Genomic DNA, 16,948 nt, shown 5'->3' on the forward strand with positions numbered 1-16,948 from the left:
GGTGAGCGTGGAGCGAATGCCAAAGAGTAGGGGTGAGGAAATCTACGCTTTAATGTTAGTTCCGAGAGTAGAAATCGTATGGGTTTTACCGCCAGCATTGTAAGTCATGCCGATCTTACCGTGGGTATGCTGAAGCATGTTGTTAAGTTTGTTGAAACTCAGTTGAGCACGGTTGAGTGATTCACCGTTCATTTGGTTTACTTGCTGACAATCGAGGACGATGGTTTGGATTTGAGCGACTAGCTGACTTAGGTTTTCGTCTTCAGTAAGTTGATTGACGTGCGGGTGAGAGGCGATTCGCTGGTCAGTGGTTCTTAGTTGACCAATGAGTGTCATTTTTTCTTTGGCGAGTTTTTCGATCTCAATAGAGACACGAGCAGTGATGGCTTGTGTTTCTTGACGCAGTACACCAGAAAGTGCTTTCGCATTTTCTAGCTGGAAATTTACAAGATCGACTAATGCTGCCATGAATACTTACCTTGGGCCTAAGTCAGTTAGCTTTTGCCTTGCAATTCGTTTTCAAACTTAATCATATTGTCCGCCAGTTTTTCTGGGTCGACTTTGTATGAACCGTTTGCGATTGCTTCTTTAATTGCCGCTACTTTTGCGCTGTCATAAGCCGGAGAAGCTGCCATATCCTTTTGGAGTTTGCTGACTGCTTTGCCTTGTTGGCTTAGTGATACCGCGTCTTGCTGTGCTGGCGCTTTTTTCGATTCCGTTGTGCTGGTTGCACTAGAATCTGTACGTGCAGGTGCGCGACTGGTTGTCGTCATCATCTGTCCTGAACGTATATTGTCTATACCTGCCATATATCAACCTTAAACTCGTATCGTAATACTGGTATCCAGACTATCGACCAAGTACCAAATAACTTTAGTGCTTTTTTGCATTTTTATTGATCGATTTGCCGTACACCAGCCAACCTTAGAAGGTGATGGTGATTTCCGCAATGCCTGTCACAATTCCTTCTATTATACGTTGGGACTTATCATTTTTCACTCTTACTTGATCGCCAGAAGATCCATCTTGCAATGCGGTGCCTTGCGTGGTGATGGTCATACCTGATTTTACTGCTCTGATCGTCACTTTCTCATTACGGCAAACCACGCACACGTCATTGCGCTCGACCACATCACCTAGGCGTACATTGCGCTTGAGTTTTGAGCCGATCACTTGCTCAATATTGGTGAAACCGTCTTTGCGAAAACGCTGTAACTCGATCATTGAAGTGGTTACGTCAGAAGCACTGATGATCTCTCCTCGACCTAACTGGCGGGTAGAAACGATCATTGGAACTGAAGCCGAGATCCTTACCGGAACGTAGACCTTCCAATTGTCTGCGGGGCATTCAACCAAAACGTTAATATTGCTGCGTGTGCTACTGGTTGAAGATGCAGATGTATCAAGGGGCTCTGGGCAATCGGTGGCTTTGATACGTGGATCAATATTTGCCGCATTGACGGACAAATTTCCTCCCGCTGGTTGCTCTACCGTGCTAAGAATGTGCTGCTCGGCGGCGGTTCGGATTTGCTCAAGTTGGTTTTCCGTTGCTGAATGCACAAAAAAGCTAAACATACTGAGCAAGATGCCGATAGACTTAGCGTACTTTGTAAATAACGCTCTACATATTGTCATAGTCAATGGTGTCGAATTTATATTATGATACGCCATACTGTTTCTCTGGTATTATGCCTACCAGTGGTAGAGTATCATTTAAAATCAAAAAGTTTGAGATGGAGATGAGCATATGACGGGGATTCTTGATTCGGTGAATCAGCGTACGCAACTCGTTGGCCAAAACCGATTAGAATTACTGACTTTTCGGTTGATGGGGCGACAGCGTTACGGCATTAACGTATTCAAAGTAAAAGAAGTACTACAGTGCCCTAAGCTGACTTCAATGCCAAATCTACACCCTTTGGTGAAAGGTGTCGCTCATATCCGTGGCCATACTGTGTCAGTGATTGATTTAAGTCTGGCAATCGGTGGCCGCCCAACCACAGATATTGATAAATGTTTTGTTGTTATCGCAGAATTCAACCGTACCATCCAAGCGTTTTTGGTGTCGTCGGTTGAGCGCATTATTAACATGCATTGGGAAGCGATTCTGCCGCCACCTGATGGTGCAGGTAAAGCGCATTACCTAACTGCGGTAACGAACATTGATAACGAATTGGTAGAAATCCTAGACGTAGAAAAGATCTTAGCTGAGATTGCGCCAGTGGATGAAACCATGGATTCAGCTATCGGTGAAGAAATTGCCGTTGCTGAGCAAGCGAAGCCAATTGTTCGTCGTATTTTGATTGCAGATGACTCAACCGTTGCTCGTAAACAAGTTGAGCGAGCAATTACTTCGATTGGATTTGAAGTTGTCTCTGTGAAAGATGGTAAAGAAGCGTACAATAAGCTGCTTGAAATGGCACAAGAAGGAAGCATCTACGATCAGATTTCGTTGGTGATCTCCGACATTGAAATGCCAGAAATGGATGGTTACACGCTAACCGCCGAGATTCGCAGAAATGCAGATTTAAAGAACCTTTATGTTATCCTCCACTCCTCATTGAGTGGCGTCTTCAACCAAGCCATGGTTGAGCGCGTGGGTGCAAACACCTTCATTGCGAAATTTAACCCAGATGAATTGGGTAACGCGGTTAAATCTGCATTAACACAATAAAAGAGACATTAATGACTGCTATTACAATCAGTGATCAAGAGTATCGTGACTTTAGCCGTTTTCTAGAATCACAGTGTGGCATCGTATTAGGTGACAGTAAGCAATACCTAGTGCGCAGCCGACTGAGCCCGCTTGTGACTAAATTCAAGCTTGCTTCGTTGTCTGATTTGCTCCGTGATGTCGTAACTGGCCGCAACCGTGAACTGCGAGTTGCCGCTGTGGATGCGATGACGACTAACGAAACATTGTGGTTCCGAGATACTTATCCGTTCACGGTATTAGCTGACAAATTGTTGCCGGAGATGGCGGCAAATAAACGACCAATTAAAATTTGGTCAGCTGCTAGCTCGTCGGGTCAAGAACCTTACTCAATGGCAATGACCATCTTGGAAACGCAGCAGCGTAAACCGGGTCTATTGCCGAGCGTGTCGATCACCGCGACGGATATCTCAGCAAGTATGTTGGATATGTGCCGAGCGGGTGTATACGACAACCTAGCATTGGGCCGTGGCCTTTCTCCTGAGCGTCGTCGTACCTTCTTTGAAGATGCTGGCGATGGCCGTATGAAAGTTAAAGACAACGTGAAACGCTTGGTAAACTTTCGTCCACAAAACTTGATGGAAAGCTATGCGCTGATGGGCAAGTTCGACATTATTTTCTGTCGTAACGTGTTGATTTACTTCTCTCCAGAGATGAAGTCTAAAGTGCTGAACCAGATGGCAAACAGCTTAAACCCTGGTGGCTACCTGTTGTTGGGTGCTTCGGAATCGCTCACTGGTTTGACCGACAAATTTGAAATGGTGCGCTGTAATCCAGGTATTATTTACAAATTAAAGTAGCGGTAAGCTAAAATAGCGGACTCTTTTTAAAACAATGAAGCCTGACCTTGTGTCAGGCTTTTCTTTTTGTTCCTTTCCATCCCACCATTTCCTTACTCTTTCTGCGTTTCTCCTCGCTAAAGATCTGGCCGTTTTTGCCTGCAATGCACCAAAGGGTGTATATTTTTTAGAGGGTCGAGTTGATTACTCGATTCTATATGACACTCCATCAATCACTTTGGCTTGCTTATTGCAATCCATTACGTCGGTAACAAAAATGGCAAAACGGCATGTTCTATTTTTGGCACGCTAATTGCTTTTTAGTTATCAATAACGGTCAGTTCTTAATGTAGAGGCAAACATGGCTATATCTTTTGACAATGCACTAGGCATCCACCAATACACGGTGGGCGTACGTGAGCGCAACGCGGAGGTGATTTCCACCAACATCGCGCAAGCCAACACGCCTGGTTATAAATCAAGAGGTTTAGATTTTGCTAAGGAATTGCAGGCGGCAAGTTCTGGGGCAAGCATTGGTCTTAGCCGTACAGATGGTCGGCACATTCCTGCCACTACAACGTTGGTCGGGGACAAGCTATATCGTCTTCCTACACAACCTGATACGGGCGATGGCAATACGGTGGATTTGGATTTAGAGCGTAACTTATTTATGCAAAACCAAATCAGACACCAGGCATCACTCGACTTTCTAGGCAGTAAATTCAAGAACTTAACCAAAGCAATCAAAGGGGAATAATTTAGATGAGCTTATTTAACGTTTTCAATGTGACAGGTTCCGCAATGAGCGCTGAGTCCGTTCGTCTGAATACTACCTCAAGCAACTTGGCGAACGCCGACAGTGTCAGCAGCTCTGCGAAAGACACTTACAAAGCGCGTCATGCTGTGTTTGGTGCGGAGTTAAGTAACGCCATGCGTGGTGGTGATACGGTGCCAGTGAAGGTGATGGGTATTGTAGAAAGCGATAAACCGCTTAGTGCGGAGTACAACCCAGACCATCCTCTTGCAAACGATGAAGGCTACATCTACAAGCCTAACGTAAATGTAATGGAAGAAATGGCAAACATGATCTCGGCTTCTCGTGCATACCAAACCAATGTGCAAGTAGCGGATTCTAGTAAACAAATGCTGCTGCGTACGCTGCAGATGGGTCAATAAGGATAAGGGGGTAGCGTATGGCCGGAATTAACAACGTTGGTCAAAGCGGCTTGTCCTATATCGACCAGCTTAAAAGTCTACAAGAGAGCAACAAGAAGACGGAAGAGAGCACTGGTAAGCAAGACCTGAAACAGGAAGACTTCTTATCTTTGCTCACGAAGCAATTGTCGCAACAGGACCCTTTTAAGCCGGTAAGTAATGACCAGATGATTGCGCAAATGGCGTCATTTGCGACCGTAGATGGTATTGGCAAGATGAACTCTCAGTTCGAGAGCTTAAACTCGTCAATGACATCAAACCAAGCGTTACAAGCTTCCTCTTTGGTAGGTCGTGACGTATTGGTCCCAGGTGCGGCGGGTGTGAAGCAAGACAATGCTGCAATGGCGGCAATGGTTAAGCTGGCACAACCAATCGACAACCTGTTTGTTCGAGTGGAAAACGAAGCGGGCCAATTGGTGCGTACTTTTGAGGTAGGTGCGAAACCAGCCGGTGACACTCGTGTACTTTGGGACGGTAATGATGAAAACGGTAATCCATTGCCTGCTGGTAAATACAATGTGAAAGCGTCTGGCTTGGTAGAAGGGGAGTCGCAAGAGTTCCCGGTGTCTACTTATGCGAACGTGAACAGTGTATTGCTAGGCAAGGGTGACGGAAACGTATTACTCAATCTGGCTGGTTTTGAATCGCCAGTTCGACTTGCAGAAGTATTGGAAGTCGGCAAAGCGTAATTCGATAACAGGTCAGGTTAGGAGATTTTGGAATGTCATATGTATCTTTAAGCGGTTTGTCCTCCGCTCAACTGGATTTGAACACCACCAGTAACAACATTGCGAACGCCAACACGTACGGCTTTAAAGAGTCTCGTGCGGAATTCAGCGATGTGTACTCGAACTCTTTGTTTACCAACGCAAAAACCACTCCGGGTGGCGGTGCGCAAGCGAACCAAGTGGCGCAACAGTTCCACGAAGGTTCAAGCATTTACACCAATAACCCAATGGATCTACGTGTGTCGGGTACGGGTTTCTTCGCGGTAGCGAAAGATCGCCTTATCCCTCAACAAAATGAAATGACACGTAACGGTGCATTCCATTTGAACAAAGAAAACTACATGGTAACGGCGAACGATGAGTTCCTACTTGGTTACCAAGTAAACCCAGAGTCTGGTGAGGTATCGTCTTACGAGCCACAACCAATCAATATTCCTGCAGAGTTTGGTAAGCCAAAGCAAACAGCGAACATTGAAGTGGGTGTGAACTTACCGGCTAACGGTGATTTGAAAGATCCAACTCAGTTTGATTTCTCAGATCCAGATACATATAACCGTTCAACGTCTTCGACGATTTACGATTCAATGGGTCAGTCTTACAAGCTGACTACTTACTACTTGAAAGACCAAACTCAGCCGAACACGTGGCAAACTTACTACACAGTAACGGACAAGGGCGGTGAGAAGCCATTGAACGTTGCTAACGGTGATGCGGCAACACCAACGGGTCACGTTGGTCACACGATGAAGTTCAACAACGATGGTACGCTGGCAAGCTTGAACAATGGTCAGCCAATCACATCGGTAGCGTTGGGCGATCCTGCGACAAACACCAACCCAGTGGATTTAAACGGTGCCGATCCTGCGCAAACACTTAACTTTGGTTTAGGCTCAGCGACTCAGTTTGCTGCACCATTCGAGCTGACAAAGTTCGATGAAGATGGCGCAACAACGGGCTTCCTAACTAAAGTAGACTTCGATGAAAACGGTAGCGTATTGGGTACTTACTCAAACGGTGAAAACGTAACATTGGGTCGTGTGGCGCTAGTACGTGTTCCTAACGAGCAAGGTCTGGATAAGAAAGGCGGCACTCAGTGGGATTCAACACAGTTCTCTGGTGATAAAATCTGGGGCGAATCAAACAAAGGCTCTTTCGGTACCATCAACAACGGTATGCTGGAACAGTCAAACATTGATATGACTCAGGAGCTGGTGGATCTTATTTCTGCTCAGCGTAACTTCCAAGCAAACTCACGTGCGCTAGAAGTACATAACCAACTGCAACAAAATATCCTACAGATCCGCTAGTACACTAGCCTGATAATCTGTTTGATCAAGCGCTGCGAGCCACGGCCGTTACCGCTTGGTAACATCATGACATTCATCTGATGCCTAATCTGAATAAACCTCAATTCAGGTTGGGCATGCTTTGATCTCTTACTTGCCGCTGTTGCCGCTTTGTGGATCACAATCTTGCCTCTCTTGCGACTTATTCCTTCATTATCCCCTTTTTAAATATCTCGTTTTATATTCAAGCTTTTGATTAATAACATTAATTTAATATTGGCATAACTCTTGCTTTTTACTCCTTGTACAGAGAATTTTTGGAGTAAATTATGGATCGCGCACTGTTTCTCGCAATGAGCGGCGCCAAGCAAAATATGCAGGCCCTGCAATTGCGTGCCAACAACTTGGCAAACGTAAGTACAACTGGCTTTCGTGCTGACTTAGCGCAAGCACGTTCCATGCAAGCTTATGGTGAAGGTCTCCCTACACGCGTATTCAGCATGACAGAACGCCCAGGGCATAACTTTGCCCAAGGTAGTGTGATTACTACGGGTCGCGATCTTGATATTACGGTAGAGGGCAATGGTTGGATTTCCGTTATGGACCAAACCGGTAAAGAAGGTTTAACGCGTAACGGCAACCTAAAAGTTGATCAAAATGGCTTGCTAACTAACGCGAGCGGTCATGTGATTTTGGGCGAAAATGATGCGCCAATCACCTTGCCAATCCCAGTATCCAAAATCGAAATCGGTCGTGACGGCACCATCTCTGTACTGCCTCAAGGTGCGCCGGCTGAAGAATTAGAAGTGGTTGATCGTATCAAGCTTGTGCGCACGGACGATCAAAACTTGTTTAAAGATACCAATGGCTTATTCCGCCATAAAACTCCAAACCAGCCCTACGAAGCAGACGGCTCTATCAGCATCCAAACTGGTGCAATTGAAGGTAGTAACGTGAATGCCGTAGGTGAAATGACCGCTCTGATTGACCTTCAACGTCAGTTTGAAATGCAGGTCAAAATGATGAGCACCGCTGAAGAGATGGACAAATCTTCAGATTCATTGCTTCGTATGAGTTAACAGAGTTAGAGGTTCACAATGCATCCAGCACTATGGGTAAGTAAAACGGGTCTAGACGCCCAACAAACCAACATCGCAACGATTTCGAACAACTTGGCGAACGCCTCAACCGTTGGCTACAAGAAGAGCCGTGCGGTATTCGAAGATTTGTTCTACCAAAACATTAACCAACCAGGCGGTCAGTCTTCTCAAAATACTGAACTTCCAAGTGGTTTGATGCTGGGTGCCGGTTCTAAAGTGGTCGCAACGCAAAAAGTGCACACGCACGGTAACGCACAAACCACAACCAACGCATTGGATATGATGGTAGAAGGTGATGGCTTTTTCCAAGTGACACTACCAGACGGCAACATCGGTTACACCCGCAACGGTCAGTTCACCCTTGATGGTGAAGGCACTTTGGTGACTTCTGGCTCTGGTTACGCCGTTGAACCTGAGATTGTGATTCCTGAAGACGCGATTTCTATTACAGTCGGCACAGACGGTGAAGTATCGGTACGTATCCGTGGTGAGCAAAACAACGTGGTTGTTGGCCAGTTAACCATCACTGATTTCGTGAACCCTGGTGGTCTAGAACCTATTGGTCAAAACCTTTACCTACCAACGGGCGCAAGTGGTGACCCACAAGAAGGTGTTCCTGGTCTTGATGGCTTAGGCGAGATTCGTCAATCCATGCTTGAGGCGTCCAACGTGAACGTGACTGAAGAGTTGGTCAACATGATCGAAGCGCAGCGTGTTTATGAAATGAACTCAAAAGTAATCTCATCCGTCGACAAGATGATGAGCTTCGTTAACCAGCAATTGTAATCGCTCGGATTAGGAATTAAGGGGCCAATGATGAAACGTATTTCTCTACTTGCACTTATCGCTATGATGTCTGGTTGTACGATGCTAGAACCGATCGAAACTGACGAAGTGAGCCAAGCGACAACCGTGGTAGATGCGGTTGAAGGCGATAAGTCGAAAGACGAGAGCAGCGGCATCATTGATACTCTGCGCGGCAGAAGCGATCCTGTGGCGGGCGATCCGGCATGGGCACCTATTCACCCTAAACAAAAACCAGAGCACTATGCGGCAGCAACGGGCTCGTTGTTTAGCGCAGAACACATTACTGACCTATACGATGACTCTAAACCTCGCGGAATCGGCGACATCATTACCGTAACACTCGACGAAACGACTCGTGCGACTAAGAGTGCCAATGCCGATCTATCAAAAACCAACGATGCGAAAATGGAACCGTTGTCTGTTGGTGGTCAAGAGTTGCAAGTGGGCGGCAAGTACAACTTCTCGTACGATTTGAACAACACGAATACTTTTGCTGGTGACTCATCAGCGAAACAGAGTAACAGCATCAGCGGTTACATCACGGTAGAAGTCATTGAGGTGCTGGCAAACGGCAACCTCGTGATTCGTGGGGAGAAGTGGATGACGCTAAATACGGGTGATGAGTACATTCGCCTAAGCGGTACTATTCGTCCTGACGATATTACTTTTGACAACACTATTGCGTCAAACCGCGTATCAAACGCAAGAATCCAATATTCAGGGACCGGTTTACCACAAGATATGCAAGAGCCGGGCTTCTTGGCACGATTCTTTAATGTAGCCTTATAAGACGCCGCATTGACGGCAATTTGACTGCAAGAGATTAAGTAAGCATGAAAAGAATCCTATTAGCACTGTTGAGCGTTGCGCTGTTTGCAACCACAGCCCAAGCTGCGCGTATTAAAGACGTAGCACAAGTGGCTGGTGTGCGTAGTAACCAACTTGTCGGTTATGGCTTGGTTTCAGGCTTACCAGGTACGGGCGAATCGAACCCGTTTACTGAGCAAAGCTTCGCGGCAATGCTGCAAAACTTCGGCATTCAAATGCCGCCAGGCACTAAGCCGAAAATCAAAAACGTTGCCGCGGTAATGGTGACGGCTGAATTGCCTCCATTTTCAAAGCCGGGACAACAAGTCGATGTCACTGTGTCCTCTATCGGTAGTGCGAAAAGCCTGCGTGGTGGTACGTTATTACAAACGTTCCTAAAAGGTTTGGACGGTGAAGTATACGCAGTCGCGCAAGGCAATTTAGTCGTGAGTGGCTTTAGTGCGGAAGGTGCAGACGGTTCTAAGATTGTGGGTAATAACCCAACGGTCGGTCTTATTTCTAGTGGTGCCATGGTAGAGCGTGAAATCCCAAACCCATTTGGTCGTGGCGATTACATTACCTTTAACCTTCTGGATTCTGACTTTACCACTGCGCAGCGCATGGCAGATGCCGTGAATAACTTCCTTGGTCCCCAAATGGCCAGTGCCGTTGACGCGACTTCTGTTCGTGTTCGAGCACCACGTGATGTAAGCCAACGTGTGGCTTTCTTATCAGCTATCGAGAACCTAGAGTTCGATCCGGCTGATGGCGCGGCGAAAATCATTGTAAATTCTCGTACCGGCACCATTGTTGTCGGGAAACACGTTCGCCTTAAACCTGCGGCAGTGACGCACGGTGGCATGACGGTAGCAATCAAAGAAAACCTCAATGTGAGCCAACCAAATGGCTTCTCTGGTGGGCAAACGGTGGTTGTGCCGGACTCAGATATCGAAGTGAACGAAGAAAAAGGCAAGATGTTCAAGTTCGAACCGGGCTTAACGCTGGATGATCTTGTTCGTGCAGTCAATGAAGTGGGTGCTGCTCCTTCTGACTTGATGGCGATTCTGCAAGCGTTGAAACAAGCTGGTGCCATTGAAGGCCAGTTAATCATCATCTAATCGATTAGGAGAAAAAAACATGGTGAACAATCCTAACGATATTGGCTTTATTCATGACATCAGCTCTCTTGATACGCTTCGTCAAAAAGCGGTGAAAGAAGGCAAAGATGGCGAGCATGAAGCACTGCAAGCAGCGGCTCGTCAGTTTGAATCTATCTTTACTTCGATGATGCTGAAATCGATGCGTGAAGCCAACGAAGGCTTTGAATCGAATTTCATGAATAGCCAAAACGAAAAGTTCTACCGTCAAATGCTGGATGAGCAGATGGCGAGTAACTTGAGTGCATCTGGCTCGATGGGCCTTGCTGACATGATTGTGAAGCAACTAACCGTTGGTCAAGGTGATGATAAGAGTGAAACAGCCATGCGCGATGCGGCAAATAATGCTGTGGAATATCGTCGCGTGGATCCAAAGAAAGTGCGTGAAATCGAGCAACGTTTAATTGAATCTGGCCAGTTGTCGCGTCCGGGCTCTCAGCCATCACGTTTTGATACGCCAGAATCTTTTGTTAACTCGATGAAGCCTTACGCCGACCGAGCAGCAAAAGCCTTGGGTGTGGAGCCTTCATTATTACTTGCTCAAGCCGCGCTAGAAACGGGCTGGGGGCAAAAGGTGGTTCAGAATGCGCGTGGTAGCAGTAACAATCTGTTCAACATCAAAGCTGACCGAAGCTGGCAAGGCGACAAGGTAACAACGCAAACACTGGAATTCCATGATAATACACCAGTGAAAGAGACGGCGGCGTTCCGCTCTTATTCGAACTACCAAGACAGTTTTAACGATTATGTACGATTCTTAAACGAGAACCCTCGCTACGAAACGGCACTTCAGCAAGGCGGTGATTCCGAGTCCTTTATTCGTGGTATTCACAGTGCAGGCTACGCCACCGACCCGAATTACGCAGACAAAGTACTGCAAGTGAAGCAGAAAATTGAAAGTATGTAATTCATATCGTTATTGAATGCTAAATCTTCATTTGATAAGGCTTGCCATGGTGCAAGCCTTTCTTTTTTCCTAGGTTATTTCCTTTTAATAAACTACTGGCACACCTTTTGCTAAAAGTTCAGTAGGTGATCGGTTCATTCCGGTTTTATTTCGTTTTTGGGGGCATGTATGGCGTCAGATCTGTTGAATGTAGGTACACAAAGTGTGCTTACTGCTCAGCGACAGTTGAATACAACTGGTCATAACATTTCTAATGCGAATACAGAAGGTTACAGTCGTCAGTCTGTTATCCAAGGCACCAACGATCCTCGCCAATTTGGTGGTTCTACCTATGGCATGGGCGTGCATGTGGAAAATGTTCGCCGCTCTTGGGATCAGTTTGCCGTCAAAGAGCTTAATCTTTCTACGACCAACTACGCTGCCAAGCTTGATGACGAAAAAAATCTCGACTTACTTTCGAGTATGTTGTCGTCGGTCGCGTCAAAGAAGATCCCTGAGAACCTTAATGAATGGTTTGATGCGGTGAAAACCATGGCAGACACCCCAAATGACATGGGTGCACGTAAGGTGGTGTTAGAAAAAGCTAAGCTGCTCAGCGATACCTTAAACGAATTTCACGAAACCGTTCGTCAGCAATCGGATGTGACCAACAAATCGCTCGATATGGGCATTGAACGTGTGAACCAACTTGCTGTTGAGATCCGCGATGTCCACCGTTTGATGATGCGAACTCCTGGTCCTCATAACGACTTGATGGACCAACACGAAAAACTGATTAAAGAACTTTCTGAGTACACCAAAGTGACGGTCACGCCACGTAAAAACTCAGAAGGTTTCAACGTGCACATTGGCAACGGGCATACCTTAGTCTCAGGTACTGAAGCCAGCCAATTAAAGATGATTGATGGCTCACCTGATGTACATCAACGCCGTCTTGCTATGGTGGAAGGTGGCGGTATTAAAGCCATTAAGTCGGACGACATCGACGGAAAAATCGGTGCGATGCTGAAAATGCGCGACGAACATATTCCTCAAGTGATGGATGAGTTGGGTCGATTAGCGACCGCATTCTCAAGTGAAATTAACCACTTGCAATCACAAGGCTTAGATCACAACGGAAATGTTGGTGACCCGTTGTTTACTGATGTTAACTCAGAGCGCTTGGCGAAATCCCGTGTGGTCGCCGGCCCTCAATCAACCGCAGATATGGCGGTGTACATCAATGACATTAGTGCATTAAAGGGTGGGGAGTATTCACTGCGTTACGACGGTGACAGTTACGCAGTGACCAAACCAAACGGTGAAACCGTCAAGCTGAATACTGATGCTGGCAATGCAATATACATTGACGGCATGCGTGTCGAAGTGCGCAATGAGCCCAAAGTGGGTGAGCATGTGCTGCTTCGACCAACCCGTAGTAGTGCAGCACAAATGAAAGTCGAAACCACTGATCCAAAAGCAATTGCCGCACAAAGCTATGAGGCATCGACAACCTTTGCCCAAGGTAACGCAAAATTCGAAATTATCGATGCGGGCGACCTGCGTGAATTTGAAGTGGTGGTCTCACCTACGGGCGATCAATTTGCCGTTACCGATACCAAAGGCAATGTGATTATGGCTCCGCAGCCGTATCCGCCTACAGGGCCTGTTTCAGTGTCTTTGCCTAGTAATCACCCGAGTTACAAAAATGGCGGAGCAACGGTATTCGAGCTTAGCTCTGGTGCGCTGGCGAATGACAAGTTTACCGCTAACCTAGTCCCTTCTGAGGGTGATAACGGTAACTTGCGTAAGATGCAGAACATCCAAACTGACAAAAAGATGAACGGCAATGAATCGACGATTCTGAGTTTGTATTACAACTTGAATACGGACGTGGGGCTTAAGACTTCAACTGCAACGCGTTTGTCAGACGTCGCTCAACTAGAAAGTGAAGCGGCACAAGAGCGTGTGGCGTCGATCTCGGGGGTAAATCTCGATGAAGAAGCGGCAAACATGATGAAGTTCCAACAGGCGTATATGGCCTCTTCTCGTGTGATGCAGGCAGCCAATGACACCTTCAACACCATCTTGCAGTTGCGATAAAGGAGGCCCTAGATGTTAACGAGAATTTCTAGCTTCCATAACTACCAGTCAGTGCAGAATGACCTGCGCCGTCAGGAAAACAAGGTACACCATAATCAGGAGCAACTTGCTTCTGGTAAGCAGTTGACCAAGCCGAGTGATGATCCACTTGCGACGCACTATATTCAGAGCATTGGCCAGCAAGAAGAGCAGCTAAAGCAATATCTTGATGCCATTGTTCTGGTTCGTAATCGACTAGAAAACCAAGAAGTGGTGATTGCCAACGCTGAGCAATTCACTGATGAATCGAAACGCATTTCGATGGAAATGATCAACGGTGCGTTTTCTCCGGAAGACCGCGCAGCAAAGAAGCGTGAGTTGGAAGAAATTGCGAATAACTTCTTGGCGCTTGTGAATACACAAGATGAGTCTGGTAACTATGTGTTTGCGGGAACGAAACCAAAAACACAGCCATTTTTCCGCGATTCTGATGGCAGCGTCGTGTACACCGGTGACGATTACCAGCGCAAGATGAAGATCGCCAGCAATATGGAACTGGGCATTAACTATCCAGGGAATCAACTGTTCTCGGAGATACCTAATCCGTTTGGCGATTTTGAGCCGCAGTATGACTTGAAGGAAGGTTCTGAGCTCTTACTTGGTCAAGCGACCAATGCATCATCAGACAATGCCAACTACAAAGTCACGTTTGTCGACATGAGCAACGGCAAGTTTGGTTACCAGTTGGAAAAAGACGGCAGTATTGTTCAAGTGGATGACTATTCACCGGTCGACGGGATTCAATACGAAGGCGTCAATATTCAGCTTAAAGGGCAGGTGACGGCAGGAGATAGCATTGCGCTTGAACCCCGTGAAACCTTTAGCGTTTTTGACGCGTTTCGGGAAACTATGTCTTGGTCAGACAGTTCAGTGTCGGATGCGTCAGCAACGGCAAAGCTTCACCAGATGACAGAAGAATTTCAAGCGGCCTTCGTTCACATGAACAAAGTCAGAACCGATTTGGGTGCTAAGTTGAGTACGCTCGATATTCAAGAGCAAAACCACGAAGATTTTAATTTGTCTCTGGCGAAAGCGAAGAGCAATTTTGAGGATTTGGATTATTCCAAAGCAGTGATTGAGTTCAGTGAGAACTCACGTGCGCTGCAAGCCTCACAGCAGGCTTTTGGTAAAACAAAAGACCTGACACTGTTTAACTACATCTAGGACGTTCACAGATTTCAATCTGTTGTGATTGTGCTTTATTTTGATGCCTTATGTGCCAAGCCTTAAGCGCGATAAATAGAGTAGAACAAACATGATTGTCGAGCAGATGCGGCACGATTTTACCGAAAGCGGCAATGCGTAAAGTGGCAATGGTAGCGGCAACAGAAAAACAGTGAACCGATAGCAATACATGATGACCTTGCGTGGAATGAAAGCGCAGGAAAATAGAACTAACTTGTTGTTTATTTGTTCGTTTCTAAAAGAGTAAATAATGGTTAATAAGTTGGCACACAAATTGTATTGATGTTGGCAGAACAGACTTACGAGATTCTAAACCCTGCCTTATGGGCAGATTTAGCAAGTAATTTTTACGGTCAGTGCTTATCCAAATGAGAGTAAAGCTGGCCGCTTCGCAAAAGCTTGCGAACTCAAAAGGAGAGCAAAATGGCTGTAACAGTTAGTACTAACGTTTCCGCGATGACCGCGCAGCGTTATTTAAACAAGGCGAGCAACGAGCTAAACACCTCGATGGAACGCCTGTCATCAGGACATAAGATTAACAGTGCAAAAGACGATGCCGCAGGTCTACAGATCTCTAACCGTCTAACTGCACAGTCTCGTGGTCTTGATGTAGCAATGCGCAACGCAAACGATGGTATCTCGATTGCCCAAACAGCAGAAGGCGCGATGAATGAAGCGACGTCAGTGATGCAACGTATGCGTGACTTGGCGATTCAATCTTCAAACGGTACTAACTCTCCAGCAGAGCGTCAGGCGATCAACGAAGAATCATCAGCATTGACTGACGAGCTTAACCGTATCGCAGAAACAACCTCATTTGGTGGTCGTCGCCTATTGAACGGTTCGTTCGGTGAAGCGGCATTCCAAATCGGTTCAAGCTCTGGTGAAGCAATGATCATGGCGCTAACGAGCATCCGCGCGGATGACCAGCGTATGGGCGGTGTGACTTTCTTCTCTGAGAACGGTAAAGACAAAGACTGGGGTGTTGACCCGGCTAAAGCGGACCTAAAAATCACGCTTCCTGGCATGGGTGAAGATGAGGATGGCAACCCAGATGATCTAGAGATCAATATCAACGCAAAAACAGGCGACGATATTGAAGAGTTGGCAACGTACATCAACGGCCAATCTGATATGATCAATGCATCGGTAAGCGAAGACGGCAAGCTACAAGTGTTTGTTGCTCACCCGAATGTTCAAGGCGATATTTCAATCTCTGGTGGTCTAGCGTCTGATCTTGGTTTGACAGAAGATGCAGTGCGTACTTCAGTGCAAGACATCGACATGACAACTGTACAAGGTTCTCAGAACGCGATTTCTGTACTGGACTCAGCGCTTAAGTACGTGGATTCACAACGTGCTGACCTTGGTGCGAAACAAAACCGTCTGAGCCACAGCATCAACAACTTGGCGAACATCCAAGAGAACGTTGATGCATCGAACAGCCGAATTAAAGATACGGACTTTGCGAAAGAAACCACGCAAATGACCAAAGCTCAAATATTGCAACAAGCAGGTACTTCGATTCTTGCTCAAGCAAAACAGTTGCCAAACTCTGCGATGTCACTATTGCAGTAGTTTACCTTGCCTGTGTTCAATACATTCAGACGTGGATGGGAATGCAGGCTTGTGGCAAGCAACTTTATAATAGAATGTGCGGCTCTCTCATCTCTCACCTGCCAATCATTTTCAATGTAAGGTTGCACTCGGTGTGCCGGTTATGTGTTCATTTCTCTTGATCTCCACATAGGCTCTGGCTACCAACCTAGCCCCAGTTCTCTCAAAGGAAAAGGGGCTTTTTCTTTTCTATCTCCTAAATAAAACCTTCTTCACCTTCATCTAACTCACTGCTTTTTAGTGGCTTTTGATTGTTCTTTGCTCAATTTAGAACGCTCGGCTTAAGCTGCAGAAACTTGAGGCCTTTTTTCTATTTTTCTTCAATTTTTCTAGTCAAATCTCGCAAATTCATTTTTTTTGATTTTTTCCTAAAGCTTCTGAAATCCGAGTCGTTAATAGAAGTAACTTTGAGAGAACTACTTGGTTTTCCGAGACGTCGGAAACCGCTACATCGGAAAATCAATTGGAGAAATCACCATGGCAGTGAATGTAAACACAAACGTATCAGCGATGACCGCTCAGCGTT

17 protein-coding genes are annotated in these 16,948 nt (G+C 46.3%); 14 read left to right on the plus strand and 3 right to left on the minus strand.

Annotated elements, in window-relative coordinates:
* Window positions 1–42 precede the first annotated feature (42 nt).
* From flgN to flgA, 3 genes are all read right to left on the minus strand, one after another.
* The gene (gene flgN / locus ATB76_RS21135) at window positions 43–468 is read right to left on the minus strand and encodes a flagellar export chaperone FlgN (protein ID WP_061036082.1); all 426 of its coding nucleotides are present in this window, start codon (window positions 466–468) and stop codon (window positions 43–45) included.
* Window positions 469–494: 26 nt separating this feature from the next.
* On the minus strand, window positions 495–809 hold the full coding sequence (flgM, locus tag ATB76_RS21140) for a flagellar biosynthesis anti-sigma factor FlgM (protein WP_005425628.1): 315 nt from the start codon (window positions 807–809) through the stop codon (window positions 495–497).
* A 115-nt stretch (window positions 810–924) separates the two neighbouring features.
* Window positions 925–1,671 carry a flagellar basal body P-ring formation chaperone FlgA gene (flgA, locus tag ATB76_RS21145; RefSeq protein WP_038872868.1) on the minus strand — a complete coding sequence of 249 codons (747 nt, stop codon included), beginning with the start codon at window positions 1,669–1,671 and terminating at the stop codon, window positions 925–927.
* 76 nt (window positions 1,672–1,747) lie between these two features.
* Between flgA and ATB76_RS21150 the strand changes: the two genes are divergently transcribed.
* The 14 genes from ATB76_RS21150 to ATB76_RS21215 all read left to right on the plus strand — a co-directional run bounded on the left by ATB76_RS21150 (window position 1,748) and on the right by ATB76_RS21215 (window position 16,383).
* The gene (locus tag ATB76_RS21150) at window positions 1,748–2,674 is read left to right on the plus strand and encodes a chemotaxis protein CheV (RefSeq protein WP_038872871.1); all 927 of its coding nucleotides are present in this window, start codon (window positions 1,748–1,750) and stop codon (window positions 2,672–2,674) included.
* A gap of 11 nt (window positions 2,675–2,685) precedes the next feature.
* Window positions 2,686–3,513: a protein-glutamate O-methyltransferase gene (locus ATB76_RS21155; RefSeq protein WP_038872874.1), complete on the plus strand. Its 828-nt coding sequence runs from the start codon at window positions 2,686–2,688 to the stop codon at window positions 3,511–3,513.
* Window positions 3,514–3,853: 340 nt separating this feature from the next.
* Window positions 3,854–4,249, plus strand: a complete 396-nt coding sequence (gene flgB / locus ATB76_RS21160) for a flagellar basal body rod protein FlgB (RefSeq protein ID WP_038872877.1) — start codon at window positions 3,854–3,856, stop codon at window positions 4,247–4,249.
* Between the two features lie 5 nt (window positions 4,250–4,254).
* Entirely contained in the window at window positions 4,255–4,668 is a 414-nt protein-coding gene (gene flgC, locus ATB76_RS21165; protein ID WP_038872880.1) for a flagellar basal body rod protein FlgC, read from the plus strand.
* Window positions 4,669–4,685: 17 nt separating this feature from the next.
* Window positions 4,686–5,396, plus strand: a complete 711-nt coding sequence (gene flgD, locus ATB76_RS21170) for a flagellar hook assembly protein FlgD (protein WP_038872887.1) — start codon at window positions 4,686–4,688, stop codon at window positions 5,394–5,396.
* A 32-nt stretch (window positions 5,397–5,428) separates the two neighbouring features.
* Window positions 5,429–6,742, plus strand: a complete 1,314-nt coding sequence (flgE, locus tag ATB76_RS21175) for a flagellar hook protein FlgE (protein WP_009705674.1) — start codon at window positions 5,429–5,431, stop codon at window positions 6,740–6,742.
* Between the two features lie 308 nt (window positions 6,743–7,050).
* Window positions 7,051–7,800 carry a flagellar basal body rod protein FlgF gene (locus ATB76_RS21180; protein ID WP_038879788.1) on the plus strand — a complete coding sequence of 250 codons (750 nt, stop codon included), beginning with the start codon at window positions 7,051–7,053 and terminating at the stop codon, window positions 7,798–7,800.
* An 18-nt stretch (window positions 7,801–7,818) separates the two neighbouring features.
* Complete coding sequence (gene flgG, locus ATB76_RS21185) at window positions 7,819–8,607, plus strand: flagellar basal-body rod protein FlgG (protein ID WP_038872892.1); 789 nt, start codon at window positions 7,819–7,821, stop codon at window positions 8,605–8,607.
* 30 nt (window positions 8,608–8,637) lie between these two features.
* Window positions 8,638–9,417, plus strand: coding sequence for a flagellar basal body L-ring protein FlgH (flgH, locus tag ATB76_RS21190; protein ID WP_061036084.1), 780 nt, complete (start codon window positions 8,638–8,640; stop codon window positions 9,415–9,417).
* Window positions 9,418–9,461: 44 nt separating this feature from the next.
* Entirely contained in the window at window positions 9,462–10,553 is a 1,092-nt protein-coding gene (locus ATB76_RS21195; protein WP_038879784.1) for a flagellar basal body P-ring protein FlgI, read from the plus strand.
* A 19-nt stretch (window positions 10,554–10,572) separates the two neighbouring features.
* A complete protein-coding gene (flgJ, locus tag ATB76_RS21200) occupies window positions 10,573–11,499 on the plus strand; it encodes a flagellar assembly peptidoglycan hydrolase FlgJ (RefSeq protein WP_061036083.1) in 927 nt (308 codons plus the stop codon).
* A gap of 168 nt (window positions 11,500–11,667) precedes the next feature.
* Window positions 11,668–13,581 carry a flagellar hook-associated protein FlgK gene (gene flgK / locus ATB76_RS21205; protein ID WP_038879780.1) on the plus strand — a complete coding sequence of 638 codons (1,914 nt, stop codon included), beginning with the start codon at window positions 11,668–11,670 and terminating at the stop codon, window positions 13,579–13,581.
* 12 nt (window positions 13,582–13,593) lie between these two features.
* The gene (gene flgL, locus ATB76_RS21210) at window positions 13,594–14,784 is read left to right on the plus strand and encodes a flagellar hook-associated protein FlgL (protein WP_038872898.1); all 1,191 of its coding nucleotides are present in this window, start codon (window positions 13,594–13,596) and stop codon (window positions 14,782–14,784) included.
* A gap of 444 nt (window positions 14,785–15,228) precedes the next feature.
* On the plus strand, window positions 15,229–16,383 hold the full coding sequence (locus tag ATB76_RS21215; protein ID WP_038872900.1) for a flagellin: 1,155 nt from the start codon (window positions 15,229–15,231) through the stop codon (window positions 16,381–16,383).
* Window positions 16,384–16,948: the final 565 nt, after the last annotated feature.

Source organism: Vibrio sp. MOR3 (assembly GCF_001557775.1).
Taxonomy (GTDB): domain Bacteria; phylum Pseudomonadota; class Gammaproteobacteria; order Enterobacterales; family Vibrionaceae; genus Vibrio; species Vibrio jasicida.

Coding starts and splice junctions, on each gene's coding strand:
- flgK (WP_038879780.1), top strand. CDS start 11,668: ATGGCGTCAGATCTGTTGAATGTAGGTACACAAAGTGTGCTTACTGCT.
- flgA (WP_038872868.1), bottom strand. CDS start 1,671: ATGGCGTATCATAATATAAATTCGACACCATTGACTATGACAATATGT.
- ATB76_RS21195 (WP_038879784.1), top strand. CDS start 9,462: ATGAAAAGAATCCTATTAGCACTGTTGAGCGTTGCGCTGTTTGCAACC.
- ATB76_RS21150 (WP_038872871.1), top strand. CDS start 1,748: ATGACGGGGATTCTTGATTCGGTGAATCAGCGTACGCAACTCGTTGGC.
- flgH (WP_061036084.1), top strand. CDS start 8,638: ATGAAACGTATTTCTCTACTTGCACTTATCGCTATGATGTCTGGTTGT.
- flgD (WP_038872887.1), top strand. CDS start 4,686: ATGGCCGGAATTAACAACGTTGGTCAAAGCGGCTTGTCCTATATCGAC.
- flgE (WP_009705674.1), top strand. CDS start 5,429: ATGTCATATGTATCTTTAAGCGGTTTGTCCTCCGCTCAACTGGATTTG.
- flgN (WP_061036082.1), bottom strand. CDS start 468: ATGGCAGCATTAGTCGATCTTGTAAATTTCCAGCTAGAAAATGCGAAA.
- flgB (WP_038872877.1), top strand. CDS start 3,854: ATGGCTATATCTTTTGACAATGCACTAGGCATCCACCAATACACGGTG.
- flgL (WP_038872898.1), top strand. CDS start 13,594: ATGTTAACGAGAATTTCTAGCTTCCATAACTACCAGTCAGTGCAGAAT.
- flgM (WP_005425628.1), bottom strand. CDS start 809: ATGGCAGGTATAGACAATATACGTTCAGGACAGATGATGACGACAACC.
- ATB76_RS21215 (WP_038872900.1), top strand. CDS start 15,229: ATGGCTGTAACAGTTAGTACTAACGTTTCCGCGATGACCGCGCAGCGT.
- flgJ (WP_061036083.1), top strand. CDS start 10,573: ATGGTGAACAATCCTAACGATATTGGCTTTATTCATGACATCAGCTCT.
- flgG (WP_038872892.1), top strand. CDS start 7,819: ATGCATCCAGCACTATGGGTAAGTAAAACGGGTCTAGACGCCCAACAA.
- flgC (WP_038872880.1), top strand. CDS start 4,255: ATGAGCTTATTTAACGTTTTCAATGTGACAGGTTCCGCAATGAGCGCT.
- ATB76_RS21180 (WP_038879788.1), top strand. CDS start 7,051: ATGGATCGCGCACTGTTTCTCGCAATGAGCGGCGCCAAGCAAAATATG.
- ATB76_RS21155 (WP_038872874.1), top strand. CDS start 2,686: ATGACTGCTATTACAATCAGTGATCAAGAGTATCGTGACTTTAGCCGT.